General features: G+C 68.0%; 13 protein-coding genes. 11 read left to right on the top strand and 2 right to left on the bottom strand.

The features are described 5' to 3' along the window. Positions 1-21 precede the first annotated feature (21 nt). Positions 22-1,182, bottom strand: coding sequence for a LysM peptidoglycan-binding domain-containing protein (locus D107_RS0111140; protein ID WP_018878612.1), 1,161 nt, complete (start codon positions 1,180-1,182; stop codon positions 22-24). A 142-nt stretch (positions 1,183-1,324) separates the two neighbouring features. Between D107_RS0111140 and def the strand changes: the two genes are divergently transcribed. The 10 genes from def (at position 1,325) to D107_RS0111090 (ending at position 13,037) form a co-directional block, all read left to right on the top strand. Then, on the top strand, positions 1,325-1,858 hold the full coding sequence (def, locus tag D107_RS0111135) for a peptide deformylase (protein ID WP_018881487.1): 534 nt from the start codon (positions 1,325-1,327) through the stop codon (positions 1,856-1,858). Beyond that, positions 1,858-2,823, top strand: coding sequence for a methionyl-tRNA formyltransferase (gene fmt, locus D107_RS0111130; RefSeq protein ID WP_018878611.1), 966 nt, complete (start codon positions 1,858-1,860; stop codon positions 2,821-2,823). The genes def and fmt overlap by 1 nt, the downstream gene beginning before the upstream one ends. Further along, positions 2,823-4,181, top strand: a complete 1,359-nt coding sequence (gene rsmB / locus D107_RS0111125) for a 16S rRNA (cytosine(967)-C(5))-methyltransferase RsmB (RefSeq protein ID WP_018881486.1) — start codon at positions 2,823-2,825, stop codon at positions 4,179-4,181. Before fmt ends, rsmB begins: the two co-directional genes overlap by 1 nt. Next, positions 4,181-4,759, top strand: a complete 579-nt coding sequence (locus D107_RS0111120; RefSeq protein ID WP_018865479.1) for a DUF4390 domain-containing protein — start codon at positions 4,181-4,183, stop codon at positions 4,757-4,759. The genes rsmB and D107_RS0111120 overlap by 1 nt, the downstream gene beginning before the upstream one ends. 187 nt (positions 4,760-4,946) lie before the next feature. Beyond that, positions 4,947-7,151: an ATP-binding protein gene (locus tag D107_RS0111115; protein ID WP_018865480.1), complete on the top strand. Its 2,205-nt coding sequence runs from the start codon at positions 4,947-4,949 to the stop codon at positions 7,149-7,151. Beyond that, positions 7,148-8,527 carry a sigma-54 dependent transcriptional regulator gene (locus D107_RS0111110; RefSeq protein ID WP_018865481.1) on the top strand — a complete coding sequence of 460 codons (1,380 nt, stop codon included), beginning with the start codon at positions 7,148-7,150 and terminating at the stop codon, positions 8,525-8,527. The genes D107_RS0111115 and D107_RS0111110 overlap by 4 nt, the downstream gene beginning before the upstream one ends. A 23-nt stretch (positions 8,528-8,550) precedes the next feature. Next, positions 8,551-9,930, top strand: a complete 1,380-nt coding sequence (gene trkA, locus D107_RS0111105) for a Trk system potassium transporter TrkA (RefSeq protein WP_018881485.1) — start codon at positions 8,551-8,553, stop codon at positions 9,928-9,930. A 278-nt stretch (positions 9,931-10,208) separates the two neighbouring features. Beyond that, entirely contained in the window at positions 10,209-11,663 is a 1,455-nt protein-coding gene (locus tag D107_RS0111100; RefSeq protein ID WP_018881484.1) for a TrkH family potassium uptake protein, read from the top strand. 40 nt (positions 11,664-11,703) lie between these two features. After that, a complete protein-coding gene (locus tag D107_RS0111095; protein WP_018881483.1) occupies positions 11,704-12,063 on the top strand; it encodes a tetratricopeptide repeat protein in 360 nt (119 codons plus the stop codon). After that, positions 12,060-13,037, top strand: coding sequence for a lysophospholipid acyltransferase family protein (locus tag D107_RS0111090; RefSeq protein ID WP_018881482.1), 978 nt, complete (start codon positions 12,060-12,062; stop codon positions 13,035-13,037). The genes D107_RS0111095 and D107_RS0111090 overlap by 4 nt, the downstream gene beginning before the upstream one ends. Positions 13,038-13,070: 33 nt before the next feature. Here the strand turns inward: D107_RS0111090 and D107_RS0111085 are convergent, their stop codons facing one another. Then, positions 13,071-13,838: an NYN domain-containing protein gene (locus D107_RS0111085; protein ID WP_018881481.1), complete on the bottom strand. Its 768-nt coding sequence runs from the start codon at positions 13,836-13,838 to the stop codon at positions 13,071-13,073. 132 nt (positions 13,839-13,970) lie between these two features. On the opposite strand from D107_RS0111085, the gene D107_RS0111080 reads away from it, so the two are divergent. Next, positions 13,971-14,792 carry a DNA-formamidopyrimidine glycosylase family protein gene (locus D107_RS0111080; protein WP_018881480.1) on the top strand — a complete coding sequence of 274 codons (822 nt, stop codon included), beginning with the start codon at positions 13,971-13,973 and terminating at the stop codon, positions 14,790-14,792. The last annotated feature ends 5 nt before the right edge of the window (positions 14,793-14,797 follow it).

Here is a 14,797-nt window from a genome sequence, read left to right as displayed (position 1 = left end):
GCAGCCTGGCCGCAGGCCCGGTCAGGGGGTGCGAACCTTGTCGCCCTCGCGCAGGGTGCGCTCGGCCTCGGTCACCAGCACGTAGGACACCTTCTCGAAGGTCTGGAAGACCATGACGGTGCCGACTTCCTCTTCCGGCAGGGTGACCACCTCGTTGGCGCGATCGCTGATCGGGTCGCGGACCTCGCGCCCGGCGGTGAAGGCGGTCAAGACCTGGCCGTTCTCGATGCCGTCGCGTTCACCACGGTTGATGATGGCGGCCTGCAGCTGGCCGATCTGGCTGAGGGCGTCGAACAGCGAGATGATCGTGCCCTCGGTACCAGCCGGCGGGCGCCCGATGTCGAACAGCATGTCCTGCTCTTCGGCGTATGGGACCAGGCGGTCACCGCGGATGGCCTCGCGCTCGCCCTTGCGGATGTCGGCGCGGGCGACGTTGCCCGGCTCGATGATCTCGGCCTCGCCCACCGGCAGGGTGGCGACGCCCAGGTCCTCTCCGGTGTCCGGATCGGTCAGCGCGCCGTCGTGGCGAACGATGTGATAGAGCTCGTAGCGTTCGGTGTCCTCGGCGTTGCGCACATACACCCGGTCGCCTGGGCCGAAGATCACGCGCTCGTCCTGCGAGGCGAGGATGTAGGGGGCGTTTTCCAGGGTTTCCTCGTCCAGCACCTGTGGACGGAACATGAACGACTGCAGGGTGGAGATCGGGGAGACGTCCTCGTCGCGCTCCACCACCCGTGCTTCCGGCGACAGGCGATGCGTCGGGCGCACCCGCGGCCCGCCGTCGACCGTGATGCGCGGCCGGCCGTCCACGTAGTGGATGCTCAGCACGTCACCCGGATAGATCAGGTGGGGATTCTCGATCTCCGGGTTGACCAGCCAGATCTCCGGCCAGTACCACGGGTCCTGCAGGAACATCGCGGAGATGTCCCAGAGGGTGTCGCCCTTCTTCACGACGTAGCGTTCGGGCGCGGATTCGCGGATCTCCGGCTCGGCCTTGGGGGTCGAGCGTTCATCCTGGGCTTCGCGCGCCGGGCGGGCTTCGGCCTGCGCCGTGCCGGAATCGGAGGCGGTCGTTTCGCCGCCGCCGTTCTCGGGTGTGGCCGCGCAGGCGCCCAGCAACAGCGTTACACTGAACAGAATGCCCGGCAGAACGAAGGTCGTGGTGGCCCTGGTCTTGTACATTTGGTGTCCCCTGTCAGGTCCGCGCGCTCCCCGAGCCTTCCTGTGGCCCGGCCCCCAATCGGATGACGCAATTCCGCGGATATTGCGGTCCAACGTTAGCAGAATTGCGACATCTGTACAGTACAAAGTTTGAGGTTTTTTCATGGCCAAGCGTGAAATCCTGCACTTCCCCGACCCCCGGCTGCGGCTGAAGGCCGAGCCGGTCGCCAAGGTGGACGACGAAATCCGCACCCTGGTGGACGACATGTTCGAGACCATGTACGCCGCGCCCGGCATTGGTCTGGCCGCCACCCAGATCAACGTGCAAAAGCGTGTGCTGGTCGCGGATGTCTCCGAGGACCAGAGCGAGCCGCATGCCCTGATCAACCCGGAGATCCTCGAGACCTCCGGTGAGGAGGAAATGGACGAGGGCTGTCTGTCCGTGCCCGGCTTCTACGAGAAGGTGCAGCGCGCCGACCGGATTCGCGTGCGTGCCCTGGGGCGTGACGGCCAGCCCTTCGAGCTGGACATCGATGGCCTGCTGGCGGTGTGCATCCAGCACGAGATCGACCACCTCGACGGCAAGCTGTTTGTCGATTACCTGTCCAGCCTGAAGCGCAGCCGCATCCGCAAGAAGCTGGAGAAGCAGGGCGGGCGCTCCGGAGCCGGTGACAAGACCGCGGTCCCCGCGGTCTGATGGGAGTGGCGGACACGGACGTCGAGTCCCTGCGCATTGTCTATGCCGGGACGCCGGATTTCGCGGTTCCCGCGCTGCAGGCCCTGATCGACGCCGGGCATGCCCCGGCCGCGGTCTATACCCAGCCGGACCGACCGGCGGGGCGCGGGCGCAAGCTGCGTCCGGGCCCGGTCAAGCAGGTCGCCGAGGCCGCCGGCCTGCCGGTGGTGCAGCCGGAGAGCCTGAAATCCGCCGAGGCCCAGGCCGAACTTGCCGCCTGGCGCCCGGACATCCTGATCGTGGCGGCCTACGGGCTGATCCTGCCCCGCGCCGTACTCGCGATCCCGCCGCTGGGCGGGCTCAATATCCATGCCTCGCTGCTGCCGCGCTGGCGCGGCGCGGCGCCGATCCATCGCGCGATCCTCGCGGGGGACGAAGAGACCGGGGTCTGCCTGATGCAGATGGCCCCGGGGCTGGATACCGGCCCGGTGCACGCCTGCCGTCGCGTCCCGATCACACCGGAGACCACCACCGGGGAGCTGCACGATGTCCTCGCCCGCGAGGGGGCGGATCTGCTGGTGGAACAGCTCCCGACGATTGCTGCGGGCGCCTCCGCAACGTGGCCCCAGGATGATGCGCAGGCCAGCTACGCCCGCAAACTGGAGAAACAGGAGGCCTGGATGGACTGGTCGCAGCCGGCCGCGGCCCTGGATCGACAGGTGCGGGCCTTCAACCCCTGGCCGGTGGCGCAGGCCGGCTGGCAGGGGCAGGCGCTGCGGGTCTACGCGGCGACCCCGCTGGAGGTCGCGGCGAATGCGACGCCCGGAACGATCATGGATGCCGGGCCGGAGGGCGTGGATGTGGCCACCGGCGACGGCGTCCTGCGCCTGCGGACCGTGCAGCTGCCCGGGCGCCGGCCGGTCGCGGCGGCGGACTGGGCCCGCAATGCGGACCTGCCCGGCCAAACCCTGACCGGGGCGGTCTGATGGCGGGCAAGCCGAAACGCGTGGTGCCCTCGCGGGTGGATTCGCGCTCGCCGCGTCAGCGCGCGCTGGAGGCGGTGGAGCGCGTAGTGCTGCAGGGGCAGTCGCTGACCCGGGCGGTGGAGCTGGTGACCGAAGGGCTGGCGGCGCGCGATGCCGCCTGGGTGCAGGCGCTCGCCTACACCACCTTGCGCTGGTACCCGCAGCTGGCGGGGCTGGTCGATGGCTTTCTGGATCGGCCGCTGCGCAAGAAGGATGCCGTGATTGGTGTGCTGCTGGCGCAGGGACTGGCCGAGGTGCTGCATTTCGGGACGCGCGATCACGCGGCGGTGCGCGAGACCGCCGAGCTGGCGCGCGAGATCCATCGCCCTGGCGCGGTGGGCCTGATCAACGCGGTACTGCGCCGCGCCCTGCGCGAGCAGGACGAACTGGCGAGCCGGATCGAGGGCGACCCGGTGCTGCGCTATGCGGTCCCGGAATGGCTGCTGGAGGCGATTCGCGATGCCTGGCCGGAGGACTGGGAGACGCTGCTGGAGGCCTCGACCCGCCCCGCGCCGATGACCCTGCGGGTCAATCTGCACCGCGGCAGTCGCGAAGCGGCGCTGGAGGCCCTGTCCGCCGCCGGTATCCCGGGGCGCGCGCACCCGGCGCTGGCCAGCGCGCTGACGCTGGATGACCCGGTCGATGTGGCCGCCCTGCCGGGGTTCGCTGACGGGGCGCTTTCGGTCCAGGACGCCTCGGCGCAATGGGCCGGGCCGCTGCTGGGGCCGCGGCCCGGCGAACGGGTGCTGGACGCCTGTGCGGCACCCGGCGGCAAGACCGGGCATTTGCTGGAACACGCGGGTGGCGATCTGGATCTGACCGCGCTGGACAACGACCCCGAACGCCTGGAACAGGTACGCGAGAACCTCGACCGGCTGGGCTATGACGCCCGCCTGGTCGCGGCGGATCTGGACGCCACCGATGACTGGTGGGACGGCGAGCCCTTCGACGCGATCCTGCTGGATGTTCCCTGTTCCGCCACCGGCGTGATCCGGCGTCATCCGGACATCAAGACCCTGCGCCGGGCCGATGACATCCCGCGCCTGGCGGCGGAGCAGGCCCGCCTGCTGGCCGGCGCCTGGAAGCTGCTCCGCCCGGGCGGCCGGTTGCTGTATGCCACCTGTTCGCTGCTGTCGCCGGAAAACGAGGCGGTGGTCGCCCCGTTCGTCGCGGCGACCGCGGATGCCCGCGCTCGGCCGCTGGAGGGCGAGTACGCCATCCCCGGCAGCAAGCCCCGCGCGGCAGGTGTATCGCTGCCGCTGGGGCTCGAGGACGGGGACGGCTTCTATTACGCACTACTGGAGAAGCAGGCCCCCTGATGCCGGGGCGTTCATCGTGGCGGGGCGGGCCCCTGACGGCGCTGTGCGGGCTGCTGGCCCTGCTGGCGCTGCCGGTGACGGCGAGCGCGGTGGAGATCCGCGCCGCGAATCACATGTGGCTGGATGATGCCACCGTGCTGGTGCGCCTCGATATCGACATGCGCCTGCCCGCGGTGCTGGAGGACGCCCTGGCCAACGGTGTGACGCTGGAGTTCGAGGCGCAGACGCGGCTGGAACGCGGCCGGCGGGTCGGGCGCGATACCCTTGCCAGCGAGACGCGTCGCGTCCAGCTGCAATACTTCGCCCTGAACCGGCACTATCTGGTAACCGCGGTGACCGACGAGCGCATGGACCTGAAACCGACCCTGGGGGATGCCCTGGACCTGGTCGCCCGGCGGCTGGGGCGGCTGCGTCTGGACGAGGTTCCGGACGCGGTGCGCGAGAATCCCGGCGAGTTCGATCTCGCGGCGCGGCTGACGCTGGTGTATTCCGCGCTGCCGCTGCCTTTGCAACTGGATGCCGGTTTGCGCGGTGATCTGACGACCCGACAGGAGTGGCGGCGATGGTCGCTGGATTAGGGAAACGCTGGTCAACGTACACGCTCGCGCTCGAGTCGCTTTTGCGCGCGCAAAAGCGGCCGAGCCCCTTGGGGTTGGTACCCCGGGTTCCCCGATCCGGCGTTGCGGCCCTTGCCGGTAGAATGGCTACCGGCTGCGGACCGCGCCTTGTTTCGGAAAACCTGGGATACCAACGCGAGGGTGTACGTTGACCAGCGTTTCCCTAAGAGGCTTCCCGTGGGGGCTCCTCGGCATCGGGCTCCTGTTCGCGCTGCTGCTGACCTCGCTGGTGGTGATGGGCGATGCGGCCCAGAACCAGGCGCGCTTCGAACAGGTGTTCCTGTGGCTGCTGGTGTTCCATGTGGCCGTGCTGGTGGTGCTGGGCGGGCTGATTATCTATCAGCTCGTGCGCATGGCGATCCAGTATCGCCGCGGGGTGCCCGGCAGCCGCCTGACGCTGCGCCTGGTGGCGGTGTTCATGCTGGTGGCCGTGCTGCCGGTGTCGGTCGTCTACTACTTCTCCTTCAAGTTCCTGAACGAGGGCGTGGATTCCTGGTTCGACGTGCGCGTGGAGTCGGCGCTGGAGGATGCGCTGGAGCTGTCGCGCTCGTCGCTGGATCTGCGGGTGCGCCAGCTGGCGACCGAGACCCAGGAACTGATGAGCGACCTCGAGGGGGTCTCGGAAGGCCTGGTTCCGCTGGCGCTGAACGACTATCGCCGCCAGGTCGGGGCGCAGGAGTTGACGCTGGTCGGTTCCAACAACCGCATCATCGCCTCCAGTACCGACAGCCCGATCCGCCGTCTGCCGACCCCGCCGGGCTCCGACATCCTGATGCGGGTGCGCCCGGAGCAGCCGTATTCGCGCCTGGAGCCGCAGTCCGACGGCTCGCTGATCATCCGCGTGGTGGCCACCACCAGCAGTCGCCGCCCGGGCTCGGAGAATCGCATCCTGCAGGGCATCTACCCGGTGGATCCGCGCATGAGTGCGCTGTCGCTGCGGGTCCAGGACGCCTTCGCCGATTACCGCGAGTTCGCCTACCTGCGCGGGCCGATGATCCAGGGCTTTGTGTTTACCCTGTCACTGGCGCTGGCGATCTCGCTGATGGCCGCGCTGTGGGCCGGACTGCTGGTGGCGCGGCGCATGGTGCGCCCGATCTCCGATCTGGTGCAGGGCACGCGCATGGTGGCGCAGGGCGACTACAGCACGCGCCTCGCGGTGCAGCGCGCCGACGAACTGGGCTTCCTGGTGCAGTCGTTCAACACCATGACCCGTACCCTGAACGAGGCGCGCGACGAGGCCGAGCGCAACCGCCGCCTGCTGGACGCCGAGCGCGCCTATCTGGAGAGCGTGCTGCAGCATCTGCGCTCCGGCGTACTGGCGCTGGATGGCAGCCTGCGCCTGCGCACGGCGAATGCCGCGGCCAGCGAGATCCTGGAATGCGACCTGCAGGGCGCGCGCACCCGGGTGATGTCCGAGCTGGGTGACGAGTGCCCGTTGGTCGCACAGTTCTTCGAGGCGATCAGCGACGCCCTGGTGCGCCAGGAGGCCGAATGGTCGCGTCAGGTGGTCGTCTTTACCCGCAGCGGGCGCAAGGTACTGATGACCCGCGCGGTGTGGTTGCCGACCTCGGGCTCCAGCCGCGGCCTGCACGCCATCGTGTTCGACGATATGACCGAGTTCCTGAAGGCCCAGCGCGACGCGGCCTGGGGCGAGGTGGCGCGGCGTCTGGCACACGAGATCAAGAACCCGCTGACGCCGATCCAGCTCTCCGCCGAGCGCCTCTCGAGGCGCCTGGGCAAGGTGCTGGAGGGAGCCGACCGCGAGGTGCTGGACCGTGCCACCGGCACCATCGTGCAGCAGGTGGAGGCGATGAAGACCCTGGTCAACGCCTTCCGCGACTATGCCCAGGCGCCGCAGCTGGAGCGCGCCTCGGTGGACCTGAACCAGCTGATCCGCGATGTCTGCGAGCTGTACCTCGACCAGGACGGCCGCTCGCGCGTGGATGTCACGCTGGATGCGGAACTGCCGCGGATCCATGGCGACGCCGGGCGCCTGCGCCAGCTGCTGCACAACCTGATCAAGAACGCGCTGGAGGCGGGCAAGGGCCACGAGGACATGGAGGTGCATGTGGCCACTGCCTACCTCGACGACCCGGCGGGTCCGCACATCGAGCTGCGGGTGACCGACACCGGTCCCGGCATCAAGCCGGAGTTCCTCGAACGCATCTTCGAGCCCTACACCACCGACAAACCGCGTGGAACCGGTCTCGGTCTGGCGGTCGCACAGAAGATCGTGGAGGAGCATGGCGGCATGATTGAGTGCCATAATGCGGAATCCGGGCGGCATGGAGCAGTCTTCCGCATCCGCATCCCGGTGGAGCATGGTCCGGTGGTTCACGAGGAGCCCGAATGAGCGAAGCCTACATACTCGTGGTCGACGACGAGCCGGACATCCGCATGCTGCTGCAGGATGTGCTGGAGGACGAGGGCTATCAGGTGGCGCTCGCGGGCTCCGTGGCCGAGGCCAAGGCCCAGCGCCGCAGCCGCCGTCCCGACCTGATCCTGCTGGATGTCTGGATGCCGGACGGCGACGGCATCTCGCTGCTGAAGGAGTGGAGCGACGACGAGGGCCTGCCCTGCCCGGTGGTGATGATCTCCGGCCATGGCAATGTCGAGACCGCCGTGGATGCCACGCGGCTCGGGGCCTACGACTTCATCGAGAAGCCGCTGTCCATCGACAAGCTGCTGATCACCCTGAACAACGCCCTGGAGGCCGCGCGCCTGCAGCGCGAGAACGTGGGCCTGAAACGCCATGCCGGCACCGTGCACGACCCGGTCGGCAGCAGCGCCACCATGGTGAACCTGCGCGACCAGGTGCAGCGCATGGCGCAGCACGATACCTGGGTGCTGATCACCGGCGAGCCGGGGGTGGGCAAGCAGACCTTCGCGCGCCTGCTGCATGCGCGCAGCGCGCGGCGCGAGAGCCCGTTCATCGTGGTCTCGGTGGGTTCGCTGTCCGGCGAGGAGGCGATCGCCGAGCTGTTCGGCAGCGAGCAGGGCGAGCATGTGCGCTACGGCCTGCTGGAGCAGGCGGCGGGCGGCGTGCTGTTCCTCGACGAGGTCGCGGAGATGGACCTGCAGACCCAGGGGCGGCTGCTGCACGCGCTGGATACCCAGCGCATCACGCGCATCGGCGGCAACCAGCCGATCAGCGTGAATGTGCGCGTGATCGCGGCCAGCCAGTACGACCTGGCCGAGGCGGTGGAGCAGGGCCACTTCCGCGAGGACCTCTACTACCGGCTCAATGTCCTGCCGCTGGCGATCCCGCCGCTGCGCGAGCACCCGGAGGATATCCCGGAACTGCTGGAATGCCACATGCGCCACCTGCACCAGCAGGAGGGCCTGCCGGTGCGCGCCTTCCAGCGCCCGGCACTGGAGCGGCTGCAGCAGTACCACTGGCCCGGCAATGTGCGCGAACTGCGCAATCTGGTGCAGCGGCTGATGATCCTGGGCTCCGGCGACGAGATTACCCGCGATGAGGTGGAACGCACCCTCAGCGGGCAGCCGCAGCGCGCCGAGGAGGCCGGCGAGGGCACGGTGGCCATCCCCGATCTGCCGTTGCGCGAGGCGCGCGAGCAGTTCGAGCGCGAGTACCTGCAGCAGCAGCTGGAGCGCTCCGAGGGCAACATGACGCGCCTGGCGGAACGGGTGGGGCTGGAACGCACCCATCTGTATCGCAAGTTCAAGGCGCTGGGGATCGACCCCAAGCGCGTAAAATCCGATAGCTGAATCCGCTCCGGGACGGGAGGCGCATGAAGCACATCATCATCCTCGGGGCCGGTCAGGTCGGCCAGTCGCTGGCCGAGGCGCTGAGCGCCGACGGGATCGACATCACCGTGGTCGACTACCGCGCCGAGATGCTGGCGGATCTGGAAGACCGCTACGACATAAAAACGGTACACGGCTTCGCTGCGCACCCGTCGGTGCTGGAGGCGGCCGGGGCGCGGGACGCGTCCATGCTGATCGCGGTGACCAATTCCGACGAGACCAACATGGTCGCCTGCCAGGTGGCGTCCACGCTGTTCAATATCGAGACCAAGATCGCCCGGGTACGGGCGCGCGACTACCACGAGACCCCGGCGCTGTTCGCCCAGGACGCGATGCCGGTGGACATGCTGATCTCGCCCGAGGCGATCGTGACCAGCCACATCCAGCGGCTGATCGAGCACCCCGGCTCGCTGCAGGTGCTGGAATTCGCCGAGGGCCGCGTCTCGCTGGTCGGCGTGCGGGCCTACTACGGCGGGCCGCTGGTCGGCCACGAACTGAAGAACCTGCAAAGCGACATGCCCGGGATCCATACCCGGGTGGCCGCGATCTTCCGCAAGGACCGGCCGATTCAGCCGGATGGCTCCACGGTGATCGAGGCGGACGACGAGGTCTTCTTTGTCGCCGCCAAGAAGAACATCCGCGCGGTGACCTCGGAGCTGCGCAAGCTGGAGAAGCCCTACAAGCGCATCCTGATCGCGGGCGGCGGCAACATCGGCGAGCGGCTCGCCGAGACGCTCAGCAAGCGCTACCGGGTCAAGGTGATCGAGCGTGACTCCGAGCGCGCCGACCACCTGGCGCGGACGCTGCCCAGCAATGTGCTGGTGCTGCACGGGGACAGCTCGGATGACCGCTTCCTCGAGTCCATCAACGTTGAGCACAGCGATGTGTTCTGCGCGGTCACCAACGACGACCAGGCGAATATCTTTGCCGGGATGCTGGCCAAGCGCTGGGGCGTGCGCAAGGTGATGTCGCTGATCAATCGCCCCAGCTACGTGGACCTGCTGCAGAGCGGGACCATCGATGTCGCGATCTCGCCGCAGCAGGCGACCATCGGGGCCCTGCTGGCGCGGGTGCGCGAGGGTGGTACTGCCACCGTGCATACCCTGCGGCGCGGGGCGGCGGAGGCGATCGAGACGGTGGTCAACGGCGATGCGCGCACCTCGCAGGTGGTCGGGCGGCGGGTCGACGAGATCGACTTCCCCGAGGGTACGAGCCTGGGCGCGGTGGTCCGCGAGGAGGAGGTCATCATCCCGCACCGGGACACGGTCATCGAGGCCGGCGACCATGTGATCCTGTTCGTGACCGACCGGCGCAAGGTGAAGCAGGTCCAGCGCCTGTTCCAGCCCACGGCACTGTTCTTCTAGGGAAACACTGATAAATGTACACACTCGCGTTGAGACCCCAGGTTTTCCGAGACAAGGCACGGTGCGCAGCCGGTAGTGGTTCTACAGGCAAGGGCCGTAATGCAGGATCGGGGAACCTGGGGTCCCAACCCCGCGGGGCTCGGCCGCTTTTGCGTGGGAACCGCGTTGCGGCTCCCTTGTGCAGAATGACTGCACGGCAGTCACCGCGCCTTGTTCGCACGCACAAGCGACTCGAGCGCGAGTGCGTACATTCATCAGTGTTTCCCTAGGCGGCGCCGATGCTGCATCTCGCCTCCACCGCCCGGTTGCTGGGCGTCCTGCTGACGCTGTTCAGTCTGGCGATGCTGCCGCCGGCGGCCATCGGCTTCCTGTACGGGGAGGCCACCGCGCTGGTGTTCCTGCAGGCCTTTGCCCTGCTCCTGCTGATCGGCGGGCTGCTGTGGGCCCCGCTGTACCGGATGCGTCAGGAACTGCAGGCGCGCGACGGCTTCATCCTGGTGGTGCTGTTCTGGCTGGGGCTGGGCATCGCGGGCGCGACCCCACTGTTCCTCGATCCGAGCCTGCAGATCTCCTTTACCGACGCGGCCTTCGAGTCGATGTCCGGGCTGACCACCACCGGGGCCACGGTGCTGACCGGGCTGGACGACCTGCCGCGCTCGCTCCTGTGGTATCGCCAGCAACTCCAGTGGATGGGGGGCATGGGCATCATCGTGCTGGCGGTGGCCATCCTGCCGCTGCTGGGCGTCGGCGGGATGCAGCTGTTCAAGGCCGAGACCCCGGGGCCGATCCGCGACAATAAACTCACCCCGCGCATCGCCGAGACCGCGCGCAACCTCTGGTACATCTACCTGGGCCTGACCGTGGCCTGCGCGCTGGCCTACTGGGCCGCCGGCATGGATGCCTTCGATGCCGTCGCGCATGCCTTCTCCACCGTGGCAATCGGCGGGTTTTCACCTTATGACGCGAGCATCGGTCATTTCGACAGCGCCCTGATCGAAAGCGTTGCCATCGTGTTCATGATCATCGCGGGCATGAACTTTGCGCTGCACTTCCTGGTGATCCACCGGGCGACCGTCGCCCCCTATCGCCGCGACGAGGAACTGCGGACCTACCTGCTGCTGCTGGCCGGAGCCAGCGTTGTGGTGGTGATCTTCATGCTCGCGACCGGCTTCGCCAGCGACACCACGGAGGCCCTGCGCAAGGGCCTGTTCCATGTGGTGTCGATCGCGACTACGACGGGTTACGCCACCGACAGCTTCTACCTGTGGCCGGGCTTCCTGCCGGTGCTGTTGATCTTCCTGTCATTTATCGGCGCCTGTACCGGATCGACGGGGGGCGGTATGAAGGTGGTCCGTGTGCTGCTTCTGATGAAGCAGGGGCTGCGCGAGATCAAGCGGCTGATCCACCCGCATGCGCGGATCACCGTGAAGGTGAATGGCAAGGAGGCGCCGGATCGCGTGGTCCAGGCCGTGTGGGGCTTTCTCGCCGCCTACGTGATGGTGTTTGTCGTGATGATGCTGTTGTTGATGGTGACCGGGCTGGATCAGGTCACCTCGTTCTCGGCGGTCGCGGCGACGCTGAACAACCTCGGGCCGGGTCTGGGCGAGGTCGGGGCGAACTATGCCGGAATCAACGACTTCAGCAAGTGGGTGCTGGTGTTCGCCATGCTGATGGGGCGGCTGGAAATCTTTACCGTGCTGGTGCTTCTGTCGCCCGCCTTCTGGCGGCGTTAGCCTGAACGCATCGTTTGACCGGCGGCGCGGGAGGTGCCCCATGAGCGACATGATCGAACGTTTCCAGAACATGCTCGATGGCGGACAGGACTCTTCCATGCTGCGTTTTTCGCTGGGCAACGCCCTGGCGACCGACGGTCAGCTCGAGGCCGCCGTCCCGCATCTCGAACGGGCGCTGGAGCTGGACGGCGGCTATTCCGCGGCGTGGAAGCTGCTGGCGAAGACGCTGGTCCAGCTCGAGCGCCCCGAGGCGGCGCTGTCCACCTGCGAGCGCGGCATTCGCGTCGCCACCGAGAAGGGCGACCTGCAGGCGGTGAAGGAGATGGAGGTCTTCGCCAAGCGCGCGCGCAAGCAGCAGGCCGCCACGGACGGGTCGGGCGACGGCTCCGGGGGCGCATGAGCGCAGCCGACGACGATCGAAGCCGGAGCGAGGACGCCGGCGCCTACCAGGCCCCGCTGACCGCGGCCCACTTCGCCCCGCGCTACTGGGGCAGCTGGCTGCTGCTGGGCCTGGCCTGGGTGTTGCAGGAATTGCCGCGCCCGGCCGTGCGTGGCCTGGCCCGTGGCCTGGGCCGGCTGATCCGGCGCTTTGCCGGGCGCAGTCGCGCGGTGGCCGAACGCAACCTGGAGCTGTGCTTCCCGCAGCTGAGCCCCGCCGAACGCATGCAACGCCTGGAGGCCTATTACCGCTACCAGGCACAGACCGTGCTGGACTATGGCCTGCTGTGGTTCGGCAAGCCGGGGCAGCATGCCGCGCGTATCCGCATCGAGGGCCTGGAACATTACGAGCGCCTGCGCTCGGCCGGTACCCCGGTGATCATCCTCGCGCCGCATTCACTGGCGCTGGACTACGGTGGCGTGCGCATGAGCCAGATGTTCGATGGCGTGTCCTTCGCCAAGCCGATGAAGAACCCGGTGCTGGAATGGATCAACCACCGCAGCCGCACCCGCTACTCCGGCGACATCTTCGCCCGTGACCAGGGCCTGCGCCCGGCCATCCGCCAGCTCAAGCGCGGGCGCTTCTTCTACTACCTGCCGGACGAGGACCTGGGCGCCGAGGGCGCCGTATTCGTCGACTTCTTCGGTGTGAAGAAGGCCACGCTGACCGCGCTGGCGCGCCTGACGCGCATGTCGAAGGCCGCGGTGCTCCCCAGCTTCGCCTGGTACGACCCCGCGGCGGATCAGTACGTGATGCGCCTGTGGCCGCCGCTGGAGGACTATCCCGCCGGCGACGACGAGGCGGATGCCCGACATATGAACGCAGCCGTGGAACGCGGCATCGAACAGGCCCCGGCGCAGTATCTGTGGTCCATGCGCCTGTTCCGCACCCGCCCCGCCGGCGAGCCGCGCCGGTACCCCGACCGCAAGCGCTGATCAGCCACCGCCTTCATGCGCTATTGGGTGGTGTCAGGGAGTCGCAGGCGTCGGGCGCGGGCAAACACTTCTCAGACCGTCGATGTGTTCGTGCAGGTCCGGGCGGATGGTTGCCCACATGGGGTCGAGGATGAAATCGATCCCTTCCCGTCGTGCCAGTTTGGCGGCTGGAACGAAATCGGAGTCGCCCGAGACCAGGATGATCTGATTCACCTGTTGCTTGAACGACAATGCGGCGATATCAATGCCCAATCGCATATCCACGCCCTTTTGGCGCAGGTCGAGGTGGAAATCGGCGTCGGTGATGTCCGTCCAGTCGCGCGCTCCCTGGCAGAGTGCATGCAGCGCGTGTTGCTTCAGGCGCCAGTGGACATGGTTGGTCGGCAGCTCCCCGAGCCGCAAAGCGACCTTTCGCTGGCTGCGAAGTGCGTCATGGAATGCCCGCCGCCATACGGCGACCTCGCTTCTGCCGTAGTCGACAGGGCTCTTGCCTAGTGGGGTGTGTCCTTTCCAGTTCGACGGGTGGGCGTCGTAGACAAATATGCGATAGAGGCGGGAAACCCGCGGCCCATTGCGTGGGGCGTTGAGATGATCAAGGGCGAGACCGTGGAGGGTTTTCGCGGTTTCTTCCGGGCCTTGCTTGCCGAAAATGCGTCGGCTTCGAACCAGAAAGAAGCCGGCGTCGACCAGCACCGCAGTCACGGCAGGACTTGCGTGGCGCAGAAACAAAGAGCCCTCGGGGTCGGCCTTCCCTGAATCATTGAGAGAAGGCTTACTGCCGAGGGCGGATCTATCTTTCATTCTAGGTACCTCCCTGTACCTTGACAAGTTTTCCGAATTTGGCCCAAGAGTGCCAATCATTCAAGGGGGGCGGCCTCAGCGTTCCCGATTGCATTCGTTTGATCCGGATGCGGCTCAAGGAGATGGGGTGCCATGCCCGAGGGCGATACGATCCACAAGCTGGCGGCGGCGCTGCGGCCCGTGCTCGAGGGGGTGGCGCTGAGCCGGGTCGCCACCCGTGTGCGCCGCGGAGATCCGTTACTGGAACACGGCGCGATGACCGCGGAGGCCGTGCAGGCCCGGGGCAAGCACCTGCTGCTGGACCTGGAGGCGGCGGACGGGCGGCGCTGGCAGTTGCGCAGCCATCTTGGGATGTACGGGACCTGGCACCAGTATGCGCCGGGCGCGGCGTGGCACAAGCCGGCGGCCGGGGCGTGGGCGGTGCTGGGCCTGCCGGATCGCGTGCTGGTCTGTTTCCACCCGCGTGAGCTGCAGTGGCGTCCGCGCGCGGACGGCGCACGGGACGTTCCCCGGCTGGATGCGCGGGTGGGCCCCGACCTGCTGGACCCGGCGATTGACCTGGATGCGGTTGTTGCCCGGGTACGCGATCGTGCCGATTCAGCCCGCCCGATCGTGGATGTGCTGCTGGATCAGTCCCTGGCGGCGGGGATCGGCAACATCTACAAGTCCGAGGTGCTGTTCCTGCAGGGGTGCCATCCACTGCGCCCTCTGGCACAGGTGCCGGAGGCCATGCTGTGCGGGTTGTACCGCGATGCCGAGCGCCTGCTGCGGCGCAATGTGAAGCCGGGGCCGCGGATTACCCGCGAGCGTGCGGAGGCGGGGGCGTTCCTGAACGTCTACGGTCGTCGGGGTGAGCCCTGTCACCAGTGCGGGGCACCGGTCGAATATGCCCGACTGGGCGAGCACCTGCGTGGGACCTACTGGTGTCCGGTCTGTCAGCCGGGGAACCCGTAGGCCCC

The sequence above is a fragment of the Thioalkalivibrio sp. ALE30 genome (genome assembly GCF_000377465.1).
Lineage (GTDB): Bacteria > Pseudomonadota > Gammaproteobacteria > Ectothiorhodospirales > Ectothiorhodospiraceae > Thioalkalivibrio.
The sequence above is the reverse complement of the archived record's forward strand: the minus strand, read 5'-3'. Positions and strand labels throughout refer to the sequence as shown.

Excerpts from the sequence above, each read along its gene's own strand:
- D107_RS0111140 (WP_018878612.1), bottom strand. The coding sequence starts at position 1,182 with ATGTACAAGACCAGGGCCACCACGACCTTCGTTCTGCCGGGCATTCTG.
- def (WP_018881487.1), top strand. The coding sequence starts at position 1,325 with ATGGCCAAGCGTGAAATCCTGCACTTCCCCGACCCCCGGCTGCGGCTG.
- fmt (WP_018878611.1), top strand. The coding sequence starts at position 1,858 with ATGGGAGTGGCGGACACGGACGTCGAGTCCCTGCGCATTGTCTATGCC.
- rsmB (WP_018881486.1), top strand. The coding sequence starts at position 2,823 with ATGGCGGGCAAGCCGAAACGCGTGGTGCCCTCGCGGGTGGATTCGCGC.
- D107_RS0111120 (WP_018865479.1), top strand. The coding sequence starts at position 4,181 with ATGCCGGGGCGTTCATCGTGGCGGGGCGGGCCCCTGACGGCGCTGTGC.
- D107_RS0111110 (WP_018865481.1), top strand. The coding sequence starts at position 7,148 with ATGAGCGAAGCCTACATACTCGTGGTCGACGACGAGCCGGACATCCGC.
- trkA (WP_018881485.1), top strand. The coding sequence starts at position 8,551 with ATGAAGCACATCATCATCCTCGGGGCCGGTCAGGTCGGCCAGTCGCTG.
- D107_RS0111100 (WP_018881484.1), top strand. The coding sequence starts at position 10,209 with ATGCTGCATCTCGCCTCCACCGCCCGGTTGCTGGGCGTCCTGCTGACG.
- D107_RS0111095 (WP_018881483.1), top strand. The coding sequence starts at position 11,704 with ATGAGCGACATGATCGAACGTTTCCAGAACATGCTCGATGGCGGACAG.
- D107_RS0111090 (WP_018881482.1), top strand. The coding sequence starts at position 12,060 with ATGAGCGCAGCCGACGACGATCGAAGCCGGAGCGAGGACGCCGGCGCC.
- D107_RS0111085 (WP_018881481.1), bottom strand. The coding sequence starts at position 13,838 with ATGAAAGATAGATCCGCCCTCGGCAGTAAGCCTTCTCTCAATGATTCA.
- D107_RS0111080 (WP_018881480.1), top strand. The coding sequence starts at position 13,971 with ATGCCCGAGGGCGATACGATCCACAAGCTGGCGGCGGCGCTGCGGCCC.